Source organism: Desulfatibacillum aliphaticivorans DSM 15576, from assembly GCF_000429905.1.
Classification (GTDB): domain Bacteria; phylum Desulfobacterota; class Desulfobacteria; order Desulfobacterales; family Desulfatibacillaceae; genus Desulfatibacillum; species Desulfatibacillum aliphaticivorans.
Genome location: NZ_AUCT01000006.1, coordinates 70,592 through 85,632, shown reverse-complemented (window position 1 = coordinate 85,632; position 15,041 = coordinate 70,592). Strand labels below are relative to the sequence as shown.

Here is a 15,041-nt window from a genome sequence, read left to right as displayed (position 1 = left end):
CATGGCATATACTCTCAACAAAAGCATAGACGAGTTGCAGGTTGCTGTTGTTGGCGGAGGAAGCTGGGGCACGGCCCTGGCCCAGTTACTGGCGTCCAAGGGCTATAAGACCTCCTTATGGGTTTTGGAGGAAGAAGTCGCCGAGTCCATAGCCAAGGAGCGGGAAAACAAGGTGTTTTTGCCGGACATCAAATTGTCCGAAAACATCACGCCTTCCCTGAATCTGGAAGAAGCCCTGAAAGACAAGGACATGATCGTCAGCGTGGTTCCCTCGGAATGGCTGAGGGAAACCGCGCTGAAAATGAAGCCCTTCATCAAGCCCGAAACCCTGGTGGTTTCCGCCACCAAGGGCATTGAAATCGGCACGCGCCTGACCATGTCCGGCATTCTGCGGGAAACCCTGACTCATGTTCCCCAGGAGAATATATGCGTTATTTCCGGGCCCAGCTTCGCCAAGGAAGTGGCTAGGGGCATGCCCACGGTGGTTACGGTGGCCGCCTCGGACCCGGACGTGGCGCTGACGGTCCAAGAGGCGTTCGCAACGCCTTATTTTAGGGTATACACCAATACGGACCTGTTGGGCGTGGAAGTGGGCGGAGCGGTGAAAAACGTCATGGCCATTGCATCCGGCATTTGCGAAGGCCTGGGTTTCGGCGCCAACACCCGGGCCGCGCTCATCACCCGAGGGTTGAACGAAATGCGCAGGCTGGGCCGCGCCATGGGCGCCAAGCAAAAAACCTTCAGCGGCCTCGCCGGCGTGGGGGACCTTGTTCTTACCTGCACCGCGGATCTCTCGCGCAATTACACCTTTGGCAAGAAAATCGGCCAGGGCATGAAAAGGAAGGAAATCCTCTCGAAAATGCGAATGGTGGCTGAAGGGGTGCGCTCCTCCAAGTCCGTCTACAATCTGTCCATCGAATTGGATGTGGAAATGCCCATTGTGGAGCAAACCTATAAGGTATTGTACGAAGACGAAGACCCGGCCAAGGCCTTGTTTAATCTCATGACCCGAAAGCTGCGCGACGAACACGACGACCAGTATGGCTAAATGGGAACAAGAGGGATCTCCACCTGAAACGCTAAACGAAGCAGTCCCCAAGCTGCGCGCGGTCAACCCCGGAGAGGGGCATCGAGGCAGGCTGCGGGAGCGCTTTTTACAAAATGGGCTGGACGGCTTTTTGGATTACGAAGTGGTTGAACTGCTTTTGACCCTGGCGACCCCCAGGAAGGACTGCAAGCAGCAGGCAAAAGCAGCCGTTGACCATGTTGGGTCCTTAAAAGCCGTCCTGGCCGCTGACACAGACGATCTGCAAAAGGTCAAAGCCTTGGCCCTGCAAATATCCTCGGCATTCTCCTCATGCGTGCGGTCGCCAAAAAGCACCTGGAGTCCGAAGCCGTTCTGGCCTCCTTGCAAGAGGCGGTCAGCTCATCGGAAGAGCTTTACAACCTGCTTAACTTTCAGTTCGAAAACAAAAAAAAACGAATGTTTTTTCATTGTGTACCTGGACGTCCAAAACCGCATCCTGAACATGGAAACCCCTTTTGAAGGCAGCCTGAATGCAAGCCATGTTTACACCAGGGAGTTGATAGACAAAGCCTTAAAAACCGGCGCCTCCGCCGTGTTGCTGGCCCATAACCACCCATCAGGCAACACAAAGCCTTCCAAAAACGACATACAACTGACCTACACCTTGTTCACGGCGTTCCGTTCCGTGGAGATTCACCTGCTGGAGCATTTGATCATAGGAAAACAAGGCGAGTACTACTCCTTTGCAGATCACGGTTACCTGGAACGCTTCGCCAGGGAATATGACGCCTCCAGAAAAAAATTCACCTAATCCGGAAAACGACCTTATTCTTGTATGGCTTTCCGCTCCTCCACGGCGCTCTGCTTTTCCTTCATGGACTCGACAAAGGGCGGCAGCAACGGGTGGGCGTAGCGGGCGAGAAACAGGTTGACGATATCGGTATGGCCCAACTGGCTGGCGAACTTGAGAGCGGTCATGCCTTGTTTATCCGGGATATGAAATTTGGCGTCCTTTTCCAGCAGCAGCTTGGCGATTTCATAATTCCCTTGTATCGAGGCGGCCATCAAGGCGTCCTGCTCCAAGCCCCCTCCCCTATTGTTGACGTTCGCTCCATATTCCAACAGCATCTTCACCATTTCCACCTGCCCGGCGTTGGCGGCGAAAAACAGCGGCGCCTGATTAAGCTCGTCGTTCAGGTTCGGGTCTGCGCCAGCCTCCAACAACAATTGTACGATCCTGGGATTTTTGGAAAAAACGCTAAAATACAAGGGCGTCTGGCCCCTAAGCCCTTGAGCGTTAACAGCCGCGCCGGAAGAAATCAAGGATTGCACAGCCTGTTCCATGCCTTTGACGGAGGCGATCATCAGCGGCGTTAAACCATGCCTTTGGGGCTGCACATTGACGTTTGCGCCTTTGTCAATGAGCGCAAGGGCGATTTCCTCCTGATCCGCCAAACAGGCCTGGAGCAGGGCCGAATCTCCCGCCTCGTTCGGAGATTCTATATTGCATCCGCTTTCAAGAAGCCGAAAGACTCCTTGCAAATCCCCGTTTCGAATGGCTGCGTCCATATCATCGCCGCAGGCCAAAACAGGGGATAATGCAGCCGTGATCAAAATCAGGCTATATAGAATGATGGTCAGATTGGTTTTCATGGCAGCCTAATTTGCATTTTGCAGATAAGATTAAAAAAGCCCTTTCCTGGGTCGGAAAGGGCTTTTGAAAATCATGGCGGAATCGCCTATTAGCGATCAATCAACTGTTGGGTCCTGAATACGGTTCCGACGTTGAAGTCCTCTTTGCTTTCGGTGATAAGCACCGTGGAGTTGTTGCTCTGGGCTATCAGCACGATTATCTTGCCCAAGGACTCCTGAAACAGGCCGTCATCCTCAAATAAGTCTGATTTGACATTCTGATCATGATAAAGCGAGTACATCTGGCCTTCTTCTAAGCCGTCATCCGTTCCTTTATTAACGAAAACCACGTCACCGGCTCCGAAAATCCCCGAGTTGTTTTCCTCCATCACAATCCTGCCTTCCATGCCGGGAACTCCAGGCTGAATGACTATGTTGGAAGGAAGGTGGCGATAAGGCATCAATTGATCGCCGACCATGATTGAGCGGTAGGTTTTTTCGATGACCGCTTTCATGGTTCCATTGGATATGTGGGTGCAGACAGCCTCGCCAAGAATCCAATGTTGCGTTCCAATGGTGGCTTTACGGAACTTTCCGTTAAAGGGATCCTTAACCTTGTCCAAAGGACGCCAGATGGTGAAACGATCACCTTCCGCATATTGGTCGTCCGTATTTAAGGAAACATAGATGGCGGCGCCTGTGCCAGCCATTTCCCTGCCGTCCTGGGTTTTCCTGATTTCCCCCAAGGAATCCAATTCCGGTTTTCTGATGAATCCGGCCTTTTCTATGGCTGGATACCAATAAGCCGGCGGAGGGGGAGGCGGTTCTTCCACCACCGGCTCCGGCTCGGGCTCCGGCTCGGGCGGAGGAGGCTCCTCCTTGGGAATGTAAGTCATACCGTCTTCCACATAAATATTGATGACCGTTCCGGGCTCAATCCAATGTGGATTCTTGATATGAGGATTTTGCTTCCATACTTCCGGCCACATGGCCGGAGTGTCGAAGAATTTTTCCGAGATATCCCACAGGGTGTCGCCTTCCTGGACCGTATACTCCAGCCCCTGGCGCCAACCGATATATTCCCCTTCGTCTTGGGAAAAGGCCTGTCCGCAGAACGCGAGGACGCAGGCCAGGATAACAACTACACCAATTTTAGTGGGGTTTATACTCATAAGCCGTTCCCTATGGATGAAAAACGATTAACTGCCGCATTTTGCTATGGAACCATCGGCCTCCCTTGCGGGAGACCGATGGGTTGCAGGTTTATCGATAGGTGTACGTAAGGGTTTCATTGCCGCCGTTACACCCTGGCGACTCCACAGGTTCGGAGTTGCACGAGGCGCTCTGCGTCAGAATGAATTCCACCTTCACGATAGGATCTCCGAAGTTGATCGTATAGATAAAGGGTACGTTGGTATCTTCATTCGTGGGATCCCGCCAGGTGCCGCCGGAGATCAAATCGTCACCGTAAGTTTTCAGGGTGATGGTGTCGATCTCTTTGTAGTCGCCTTCCTCCAGTTTGTACGTCCGCAACATCACTGTCGTGCCGACAATGGGCGGGTTGCCGTTGATATCCTGCACGTAGAAGGTGAATTCCACGGTTCTGGAAGAGCCGTAATCCGCCTTGACTATCGCCCAATCGGACGTCGTCGTGGGCGTGATTATGCTGGCGCCGCCGATGGTGTACAATGTCTCTGAGGCCTCATTATACGCCTGGAACCCTACCTCGCCGGAGAACAGGATGACCCTTCTGGTCATGATGGTGTTGTCCAGGCCGTTCTCGCTGGCGCCCCAGTACACATCGCCGGTGGAAAGATCCGTTGTGCCGGAAGTGGTCACGCCGTCCGCAGCCTTGTACAGATGGATGCCCTGGCCGCCTGCGAAAATCGCCTGCGGAGTTCCGGTATTGGGATCATTGGAAAGGGCGATGGTGTGTATGGCGAACAGAGTCTCGTCGTCCGGCGGATCGAATTGAGCCAAGCCGGTGGTTGCATCTCTCCAGTCGCCGACAGGCAAGCCCGTGAGCGGATCAATGTCCACAACCTTCAGGTTGCCGACTTCATGGTACACATCGGAACCTTCATAGTAGATGGTTGCTGCGTAAAGCAGTTCATTGTCCATGTCCACCACTATGTCGGTGACCGAGCTGCCGTCATCGCGCACCGTATTGAAGGTAAAGGTGTCGCCTACTTCAAAGTCAATGGCGCCCGGATTGAGGGTGAGTTTCAGATACGGGCATGTGTAAGCGCCTGCGCTGATATCCACGTCAGGCTGCGCGCCGCTTACCGTACCGACCAGGGAGAATATCCCGGCGCCCGCATTGGCGGTCTTGCATGTCAAGGTCCAGAACTCAGTCTCCGAGTCGTCCGTGACGCTCATGTCGCTCAAGGTTCCGTTGCCTACGTTATCCACGTCCGCTTCAGGCGAAGTGACCAACAAGGCGCGATCCAAACCGTCGGTGTAATTATTCCACGTTCCGGTTTCGGCTACGGTGTCATACACATAGATCCAAAGCCCTGCATCCTCGGTGCCGGCGTAGACAATTTCATCATTGCCGATCTTGGTTCCGTCCAGGGTCTTAATGGTGGATCCTTCGAAGGAATCTTTCAGGAAGTTCCAGGTCTGGCCGCCGTTGGCGGAACGATAAACTCCAGTCTGGGTTCCCGCGTAGATCACAGCAGTGGAGGCGCTTCCGTCCACCTTGATGATGTCCCGCACCCACTTGCCGTCGCGCACCTGAGGCCCTGCGTCGGTGCCGGTCACGTCGCTGCTGGTAACGGTAAAGGAGACCAGCGTGGACAGATGGTTGGCTACGTAGGTAATGCTGGTTAAACCAACATGGTACACGTTGAAATCCACCGAATCGCAGGCATGATATACGCGGTAAGTTATGTTGCCGTCCAACGAGGTAGTACTCATATTCGCATCCAGGCGAACCTGGGTTTGGTCGATGACCTCTACTATGGAATAGGTTCCAAGATCAGCTCCGGAGGCTATGATAAAGGCATCGCCTGCGTCAAATCCGTCGCTTACAAAGGTGGCGTCGCTGGAGCGGACAATCGCGGAGCCAGCCGTGGTCTGAAGGTCTTCCGCCGTGAACACAGGACCGCAAACCTGAGTCAATTCCCTATCCAGGGTAATCGAAGACTCCGTGAGATCCACAATGGTGTACACGCCGGCGTCCCAACCGGAGTTGATGGTCACGATGTCGCCGACCTCGTATCCGTCGGTCACAAAGGTTGAACCGGAGGAGTTGATGACCGCCGATCCGTAAACGGAGAATCCGTTGGTCACGTTCGACCAGTAAGAGTTGTCCGAGCCGGTGCTGTATCCGCTCTGCCTGTGGTAAGTCTTGTAAGATACGCTGTTTTCATTATGGAACAGCGTGTAGTTAAGGCCCGTCTCCTCCGCTACGGCGCCTGCGACATTCTCCTGCAGCAACAGGGTCTTTTCACTCAGCACGCCCAGGATGTAATAGGCGCCCGTGTGGGTTCCCGACTCGATGAGCAGGATGTCATTGGCTTTAAAGCCGTCGGTCAGGAAGCTTGCCGTATCCGAGTAGAAAACAACCTGATTGGACCCGTTTTTGCGGTAGATGCCGTTGTTGTTCTGATCGGGGTTAGCCTTTCCGTAAAACAGCATGTAATCCACATCATTGGCAGCGGTGGTCATATTGCTGTTCAACACCAGGGAAGAGGCGCTTGCCAGGCTGTTGACAGTGTATGCCCCGAGATCATTGCCGCTGGTGAGAGCGACGTAATATCCCGCTTCAATGACGTCGTACAGATCCGTATTGGGCAGGGTTATGGTAGCCGAGCCGGCAGCGGTCTGGGCGTCGTTGCCGGTAACGGGGTCTGCGTAGGTTGATGTAAATGCTTTGTCAAGGTAAACCGTGTTGTTGTCCACTACGGTGTTAATCATGTACATTCCGATGTCGTCGCCGGAAGTGATGATGAGTCTGTCGTTTGCTGCAAAGCCTTCATCAACAAACTTGGCGGTTGCGGAGGTGAACACCACCTGGCCGGAAACCTGCTGGCCGTCGCTGCCGTCCATCACATCCCCAACCGAAGTGGTGAAGTCAGCATCCAGGGTTAACTGGGTCTCGCTGTCCACATTCTGAATGGTATATGTTCCGGCATCGTTGCCGCCAAAGACAGTGATGGTGTCTCCGGCTTCAAAGCCTGACGCGTCAAAGGTTGCTTCGCCGTCCACCAACACTGCCGAGCCGGCCTGGACCGAAGCGCCGCCCGTGGTGACAGCCCCCGCGGAGGTGTCATGGTTCAAGGCGGTGTTCAACTGGATCTCCGTCTCGCTCACCACGCTGGCCACAGTGTAGGTTCCGGCGTCGTCGCCAGTAGAAATGACTACCGTGTCGCCCGCTCCGAACTCGTTGGTCTGGAAGGTGGCGGACGCGGAGGTCAGAATATCGGACCCGTTGGCCGTAACGCCGTCATCAGCGGAGAAAGACTTAATGGCTGAAGAGAGCCCCGCCTGCGCCCAGGTGATATTGGGTTCTGCAGAGCCGTCCAGGGTGTACCAAAGGCCGTTGCTCTGGGTGCCGACCCAGACCCAATCCGAGCCGCCGCCGTCGCAAAGCACCGAGGTGACTTCAGAGTTCTTGTTAAAACTTCCGAACACTTCCTCGGAATTATTGCTGTTCCATTCGTTGCCGCCGCTGAGGCTCCTGTACAAGGCGCCGTCTCCGTTGTAGCCCGTGGCTGCAAACACGGTGTTTGCATCGTCGGGGTCCACGCACACGTCGTTAACGTAGGGATCGAGCCATGCTCTTTGCCTGGTGCTTATGCCGCTCGGTATGGACACGTTAGTCCAGGATGCGCCTCCGTCATTAGACTTGTAGACGCCGCCGCCGTTAGTTCCGATGTACATATTGGTATCGGGGCTTGTGGGGCTGAATGCCATGGAGGTAACCTGGGTGGTTCTGCCGCCGTTGGTCGCCTCTGCAGTCACGGACACCCATCCCTGAGTGGGAGCGCTGGCTGTGGAAATCAGCGTGTCGCTGGCCTTGCCTTCACCATCGGTAAAAGCGCTGCCGCTGGCCAGCATGCCGCCGGTGCCGTAGGTGGCGAAGAAGATCGCCGAGCCTTCGGGAATGCGGTTATTGTATTTGTCGTTGGCGGTTACTTGCATCAAGTCTTCCAACTGGGTAATCTTGATGCCCGAAATATTGTTGTATTCGGGAGACATGTTCAAGCCTTCGCCAACGGGCGGTCCATTGGTGATGGTCACCTTGGAGGCCGAGATGTTCACGGTCCGGTCGTGGTGATAGGTTGCTTTCACGTTAACCGTTCCGGAAGCCCAGCCGCTCTGCAGGATGGTGCCCACCTGTCCGCTGGAGGTCAACGCCGTGGTGGGAATGACTTGCTCGCCGCCGCCTGCTCCATCGCCTATTGCAAAGTCGATAATGTATCCGTCAGCCACCAGGTCTCCCACGGAGTCCAGTACATTGAACACCAATTGCGAGGTGGTCTGGCCGCCGGTGCCTTTGATGTTGATAGAGGCCGGAAGCGGATAACCGCTCGCCAACTGCAGGAAGGCGGGGGGCGGCTGAATGTCTATGATTGCCGACCCAGTGACTTCCACGCCGGAGGTTGTCCACTTGGCGATTACCTCTACGGTTCCGCCCTTGGTCCCGCCGGTGAATATGCAGGAGTTGAACTCGTCAAAGTCCGGAGCAGAGGTGTTCCCCGTGGTATGGGACAACTGGCCCATGCTCAGATCGCTGAGGGTGAAGGTAACGGTTTGAGGTACAGTGATCACAGACCCGTCAGCTTTGGCCAGCAGGACGCGGATCTCCGTGGTTTCCTCGCCCGTGCCGAGCAGGGAGTTCTGCTCCACAGACACGCTAACGCTTCCAGGCTCGTATTCCACATCCACTTCTGCCGTCCTGCCGCCGCATTCCGCCTTGATCACAGCGGTTCCTGCATTGCTGTCGGCAGTCAGTTCCACCTGGGCGATGCCGCCGGAAGTGGTTGCGCTGGTTGCGGACAACTGTCCTCCGCCTGAGAAGATTTCAAAGTTGACGGTTGTTCCGTCCGGGGCCGCTCCGCCGCCTGACAAAGTAATGGTGGCGAAAATCGTAGCCGTGCTGGAACCGTCGGCCGGCAGGCTGGTGGGATCCACTTCCAGGCTCACGCTGGCGATGGAAGGTCCGGTCAGTTCAATAATGACGTTCCCGGAGTCTCCGCTGGTGGAGGAAGCGTACACCCTGACCTGTGCGCCGGGCACGGAGGCGGGCGCCGTATAGGTGACGCTGGCGATGCCGCCGACCGTTTGTCTGGTCAGGCTGTCCAGGCTGCCGCCGTCCTGAGTGACGGAAAAGGTTATGGTTTCGCCGTCAGCCACCGGGTTGTCGTTGGCGTCAAGCACGGTAGCCTTGATAAGGCTTTGACTTGCGCCATCGGCGGTCAGGCTGCTGGGCGTGGCCGAAACGCTCACCTTTGCGGGAGGTCCGGGTATAAAGGCTATGCTGATGCTGTCTCCAATGCCGCCGGCCACGGCGTTCACCGTGGCGGTTCCCAAATTGGTGGCCGAGTACAGAAGCACCTTGGCAACGCCGTTCACCGTGGTGACGTCATAGGAAGTCTGATTGGCCACAGGCGTTGTGGAGGTGGAGTCATTCAAGGTGCCGGCGCTGGTCGTGAAAGTCACGATGGTGCCGTCCGGCACGGCGTTTTCGTTATTATCCAAAACCGTTGCGGTAACCAGGGCGGAAGACGCCCCGTTAGCGACGATTTCCGAAACGCCGGAAGCTAATTCAACCGTTTCCACCGAGGCGGCAACCAGGGCGATATTCCCGGTGGCTGTCGTCCCATTGGAAGTCTTGGCGGTAACGACAGCCTGAGACCCGGCGGGCACGGAAGAAGGCGCCGTGAAGGTCACCGTTGCATAGCCCTGGGAATCGGTCTGGGCCGCCCCAGAGGACAAGGTTCCGTAATCCGCCGTAAAGCTGACCGTAACCCCGTCCACCAGGTTAAAATTGGCGTCCCTTGCCACAACCTCGACCACGGAGGTGGACTCGCCGTCGGCCGTCAGGTTGGAAGGCGTCAGGGACAAGGACAAAGTGCTGACCTGGCCCGCCACGTAGGTGACGTCCAGATCGCCGCAAACGCCCTGGATGCATGCCGTGATGTTATCCACGCCTGCGGTTGTGGGGCTGGTCAAGGTTACGGTAGCCTCTCCATTCACCGTATCCGCGGTCGCATCGGACAATGTTCCGCTTTGCGAAGTAAAGGTGACGGTCACGCCATCGGCCACCGTCGCCCCCGTGGAATCAAAAATCTCAGCGGTGATCATCGTCTCTGCTGTTCCGTTTGCAATCAGGGAGGTGCTGCCCGCAGTCACGAGCACGCTGCCGATGGTGCGGCTGGGCGAGTAGTAGCCGGACCAGGTGTCGTAAACGGGAACGGAGTTGCCGCTGGAATCCGCGCCGTAAGCCAGGGCGTAGATATAAACCATCTTGTTGCCGGCTGTATAGGTCGGGAACAGGATGGTGTTAACGGCAACGCCGGAAACCCCGCCGTTGCCTGTAATCTGGCTACCGCTAATGTTACCGTATTCAGCGTAGCCGATAATATAATTATCTGCGCTAACACCGGCGTCAATTTGTTTGTCCAAAACGATCGTGTTGGGAGGCGATACGCTGTAGATGGTGTAACCGCCATTATAATCCGAAGCCTCATCCCCGACGTAGAAAGTGTCGCCGGCGTTGACGTTGCTGACATCTTCCGCAACCACCACCTGGGAACGCGCGCCCGAATCGGACACGGTAAAGCCCGCGCCGCTGACCGTGATCTCGTCCAGGAGGCCGAAGTAGACCGCGGTTCCATTGGGGACCGGGCTGCCGAATTTATCGGTAACGACAGCATCCAACTGGCGTATGGAGTTCGCACCCGAGGAGCTATTGATCTCGTTATGGGGATAGAGGTTGACAACCGAAGGATTGCCGGCGCCGATCACGATGTCGGAGTAAGTGGCGACAGCAGACTGTCCGCCCTGGGTGCAGGTGACCTGGATGGACACAGGACCGGGGGAATAACCGGAGTTAAAGGTGGCGTAAGCGATGCCGCTGGAAGTGGATTTGAGGGAAGTGGCGCCCACGCCCTCATTTCCGTCGATGTTCTCCTGGTTATTGGGGCCGTTCAGGATTTTAAACTCGATATTATTCAGAATATAGGCCGTGAACGAAACTCCGGTTTCCGTTGAGCCAAAGGGATTGGCCCCGGTATTCAGCGTCACCTGATGCTCGCTGTCGACCGAGACGATCTCGTAGGAGCCTGCGTACTCGCCGGAACTGATGACCAGGTAGTCGCCGGCGTCGTATCCGCTGGTGATAAAGGATGCGGAAGCAGACTGGAAAGTTCTTTCCGTGGCGGAAATCAAACCGTCTCCCGCCGAGTAATTGTCCTGGATGGGGTCTCCGGTTTCATCATAAACCACGGCGGTGATGATGCAGCTTTCGGCCTTGCCCGAACCCGCAATAAACAGGGCGTCCGTATCCACGGAAAGCACAATCCGCGTAGGCAGGCCGGAAGATGCGCCCGTAGATCCGTAGGAAATCTGAACGCCGCGGTTGTCGGGCGCAGGCCTGGTGGGATCTTCGTAGCACAGGCCGTCCACGCACACGTTGACCGTACCGGTTTCAATGGTGCCGGTGTTGTTTCCAAGCACCCCGATCTTGGCCACGCCGTTGGCGGTCACTTCGGTTTTGGAAGCGACGACCGTGTAGTAACCGTCCTCGGGGCACAACGGATAATCGTCCCAAATCCATCCTCTATCGATGGAGAAGACCACTTCCGTGCCATCCGCCACAAGGTTATTTGTCCTGTCATACACCGTGGCGTACACCCTGGCCGTATCGCCGGGGCAGTAGTAGGTGTAGGAGGGGATGCTTGAAGGATTGGCGTACGCGTCGATCCGGTAAGGCGCGCCCGGAACAAAGGCCACGGTCATGCTATCCACCAGGGAGGAGGACGTAGCCGTGATAAATGCCGTGGTGCCTGCCGTGGTGCTGCTGGTCAGGGTGGCCTTGGCAATGCCGTTATAGGTTTCCGCAGTCACGGAGTTGCCGCCGCCGGACCCGGCTCCTATATAAGTCAAATCTCCTTGTGTGGTGACAAACGTCACTACCGTGCCGTCTTCTACGGGATTTCCCGCATTATCCGTGAGCTCGGCCCACAAGGAAATATTAGATGTTCCGTCGGCCACCAGTTCCGGCACGTCACCAGTGACTTGGGCGCCGTCAATATAAGCGGTGAGAATCAAGGACGAGATCACAAGGTCTTGCAGGACCATCGTTTTGTTGCCTGTGACGCCTTGCCCGCAGGTGGCGGTGATAAGGTAAGTCCCGCCCGTGCTGGAAGCGATATAGGTAACAGTTACGTAGCCGTTTTCGTCCGTGGTGTCGGCAACGGGGACTACGCTTCCGCCGCCGGCTTCCACGGAAAACTGCACCGTCGTGTCAGGCACCGGGTTGGCATTGGCGTCCAGCACCAATGCCGTCACGTTTGCTGTGCTCTCACCGTCGGCGACCATATTTGAGGTGGAAAGGGATACAGTGACGCTGGCCGGCGCTCCCGCCACAAAGTCCACGTCCACGGTGCCCGTTACGCCTCCCACGTCCGCCCGGACAGTGGTCGAGCCCACCAACTGAGCGCTGTAGAGTCTAACTGTTGCTATGCCGCCGCTGGTGACAGTGTTATAGGTAGCAGTTCCGCCGTTTCCTACCGTGGCGTCAAGAGTTCCGGAGGTGGTCGTAAACGTAACGGCCACTCCGTCCCCCATAAGATTATCGTATTGGTCGTAAACCGTGGCGGTAATCGTGGTGTGGGACGCGCCGTCCGCCACAATGGAATCGCTGGCCGCGGCGACGCTAACATTTGCAGGCTCCGTCTGCAAAACGTTGATGGTCACCGGAGTGTCGCCTTCCACGCTCTGATAGGTGGCTTGCACAGTGTAGCTTCCCGGATTGTCGGAAGGTACGCTGAAGTTGACGGAAGCCATGCCGTTGTTAGTGGTTGCGCTGGAAGAGGACAACACCGTTCCAATGGAGGCGTTATTGGGATCAAGCGCGTAGAAATAAATGGTCGTGCCGTCGGCGACCGGGTTGTGTCCGATAGCCGCCGGTCCGTAATTGTCCGTTACGGAGCATCTTATGGCGATTTCAGCCCCGCTGCCCTGATACGCAGTAATGGACGTGCGTTCAAAGGCGATGTGTGCGGGAGGACCGGGAATGTAGGTCAGGTTAATGTCTTCGGAAATGCTGTTGACGGTCGCTTCTACAGTTTCGGTTCCAACATAAAGGCTGGAGGTCAAAGTAACTGAAGCCTCTCCATTGGAATTGACGGTAGCAACGCCGCCGTTGGACAAGGTCCCGGAAAAAGACGTGAAATTCACCGTGGTCCCCTGCGGCACAAAGTTGCCGTACTTGTCGGTGACCGTGGCTGTAATGAGGCACGTGTCAAGGCCGCTTGCCGTCATCGTGGTTTTGCTGGCTTGCAGGGAGATGTTAGCCGCCTGAGCGGCGACCACGGTAATATCCACCTGATTGGAAACGATGGTTTCGGAATATTTTCCCAAAATCGAATAAACATCAGGATCCAGAGCGGAAGAGAACGTGGCCTCGACCACGCCGTCTGCTGTTTGCAGGCTGTCCGACGTAATGGGCGACGGAGTCACCGTTGCGTTGCTTGAATCCAGCACCGTAAAGTAGACGGTAGCGCCGTCTTCAACGATATTGCCGAACTGATCCTTGACAACCAAGGTCAAATCAGCGTTGTCCGTCCCGTAGGAGTCCAAGGTGATCGTGTCGGAAGACAAAGCCAGTTGGAAGGGGCTGCCCGGAACGAATGACAAGGTAAGGTCTGTGGCGTCCACGCCATTGCAGTCAGCGCCTACAGTCACTGTCGGCACGGTCTGGTTGGAGCTGGACAAGGTCACCTGGGCTTCACCGTCGGCGTCCGTCAGGGCCGAAGCGGCGCTGAGGGTTCCGGCGTCGGTGGTGAAATTGACGGTAGCGCCCACAACGGGCTTGTCGTATTCATCCGTCACTTCCACAGTCAGGGTGATGGCATTGCCGCCGACCTCAACCGACGAGGCGGAAGCGCTAAGCGTCACGCCGCTGGTAGCGCCCGTGATGGGATCGATCCAGCTGTAACTTCCGGAGGGAAGCACCGTGACCGTCGTTGCATCGGCGGTGTTTCCATTGGGATCAAGAACAACGACCTGCAAAGGATTGCCGTCAACCGGTTGGGGCACGTTATAAATGGTGATGGGATCTTGAGAACCCACTTCAATCACCTGGTCGCCGACCAGGATGAGATCGCCGGAAGAGGCGTTGATGTCATCGAGATTGACGCGCAGCGTGCCAGGTTTAACGCCGCTTTCGTCAAAAACGCCGTAAAGGCCGCCCTTGGTAATAGGCATGTTTCCAGCGACTGAATCGCCGATAGTGTATCCTGTATCTTTCCATGTGTGCGATTCCGGATCAAAATACAGAACCTTTTCAGTAGTCCAGTTGGCCGGGTTGGGCAGAGCCAGGGTTCCGGGGTTGCCGAGACTTCTCAACATGGCCGGAGAAACATGAACAAGCACGTAAGGCGCCTGAACGCCCAAGGTGGCGTTCAATCCAGTCGCCCTGTTGTCCACGTTGGGAAGGTCGCACGGCAGAGGCGCGTTGACGTCGTAATTCTCCACCCTGAAATCAGCCTTGTTCACGCTGGCGAGACCGGAAGCGCCAAGCAGCCTGTAGACGCCGCTGGTTTGGGCGACCATGGTTAGGGTGGCAAACTCTCCGTTCACAGTATTGGAATTGAGAGTAAAGGCCTCGGTAGCCAAATGCTCCACATAAGGCAAAGTGGCGCTGGGCATAAACAGGAAAAGCTCCATATCGGAGCTGCCGACCGTGAAGTTTTTATAGGATGTTCCGTAGGCGTCGTTGGTGGTGGCGACCACAATCGTGTGATCTCCAGCCTTCAAGTCTTCCGTTTCGAAACTCCCGTCGCTCCCATCCGCTTCCACAGGGTTGGAAAACAGCAGTGCCGTGGAGTTTGTAATATCCGCTCCAGTCGCGCCGTAAAAGGCGCCTGCTACTGTGGGATTCGTGACGGTAGTTCCGCCGCCGCCGTCATCGTCGCCGCCGCCCCCGCTGGAATCGGATTCGCCGCTCCCCCCCGGGCCGCAGGCAGTAAAGAATAGGAAAATGATCCCCAGCATAAGCAACAACGCTGAGCGAAGATTGAATTTCTTCATGGGAGTGTCCTCACATTCGGATTGGTGTATACCCTCATGAACCTCCAGCCCCTGGCAATGGCCCTGGATGTCCTGTAAATTTGCGTCATTTGAGTGCGCCATAACATGGTCCCGG

General features: G+C 56.2%; 5 protein-coding genes. 2 read left to right on the top strand and 3 right to left on the bottom strand.

The window, feature by feature from the left end; translation table 11 throughout:
- The first annotated feature begins 1 nt into the window (after position 1).
- Entirely contained in the window at positions 2-1,048 is a 1,047-nt protein-coding gene (locus tag G491_RS0106630) for an NAD(P)H-dependent glycerol-3-phosphate dehydrogenase (RefSeq protein ID WP_051327079.1), read from the top strand.
- Positions 1,041-1,838 carry a JAB domain-containing protein gene (locus tag G491_RS29725; RefSeq protein WP_051327078.1) on the top strand — a complete coding sequence of 266 codons (798 nt, stop codon included), beginning with the start codon at positions 1,041-1,043 and terminating at the stop codon, positions 1,836-1,838. Before G491_RS0106630 ends, G491_RS29725 begins: the two co-directional genes overlap by 8 nt.
- Positions 1,839-1,852: 14 nt before the next feature.
- Here G491_RS29725 and G491_RS0106620 read toward each other — a convergent pair whose 3' ends face one another.
- The 3 genes from G491_RS0106620 to G491_RS0106610 all read right to left on the bottom strand — a co-directional run bounded on the left by G491_RS0106620 (position 1,853) and on the right by G491_RS0106610 (position 14,926).
- Complete coding sequence (locus tag G491_RS0106620; protein WP_028314014.1) at positions 1,853-2,680, bottom strand: ankyrin repeat domain-containing protein; 828 nt, start codon at positions 2,678-2,680, stop codon at positions 1,853-1,855.
- An 89-nt stretch (positions 2,681-2,769) separates the two neighbouring features.
- Positions 2,770-3,831: a LysM peptidoglycan-binding domain-containing protein gene (locus tag G491_RS0106615; RefSeq protein WP_028314013.1), complete on the bottom strand. Its 1,062-nt coding sequence runs from the start codon at positions 3,829-3,831 to the stop codon at positions 2,770-2,772.
- Positions 3,832-3,922: 91 nt separating this feature from the next.
- Positions 3,923-14,926, bottom strand: a complete 11,004-nt coding sequence (locus tag G491_RS0106610) for a beta strand repeat-containing protein (RefSeq protein ID WP_169829400.1) — start codon at positions 14,924-14,926, stop codon at positions 3,923-3,925.
- Positions 14,927-15,041: the final 115 nt, after the last annotated feature.

Excerpts from the sequence above, each read along its gene's own strand:
- G491_RS0106630 (WP_051327079.1), top strand. The coding sequence starts at position 2 with ATGGCATATACTCTCAACAAAAGCATAGACGAGTTGCAGGTTGCTGTT.
- G491_RS29725 (WP_051327078.1), top strand. The coding sequence starts at position 1,041 with ATGGCTAAATGGGAACAAGAGGGATCTCCACCTGAAACGCTAAACGAA.
- G491_RS0106620 (WP_028314014.1), bottom strand. The coding sequence starts at position 2,680 with ATGAAAACCAATCTGACCATCATTCTATATAGCCTGATTTTGATCACG.
- G491_RS0106615 (WP_028314013.1), bottom strand. The coding sequence starts at position 3,831 with ATGAGTATAAACCCCACTAAAATTGGTGTAGTTGTTATCCTGGCCTGC.
- G491_RS0106610 (WP_169829400.1), bottom strand. The coding sequence starts at position 14,926 with ATGAAGAAATTCAATCTTCGCTCAGCGTTGTTGCTTATGCTGGGGATC.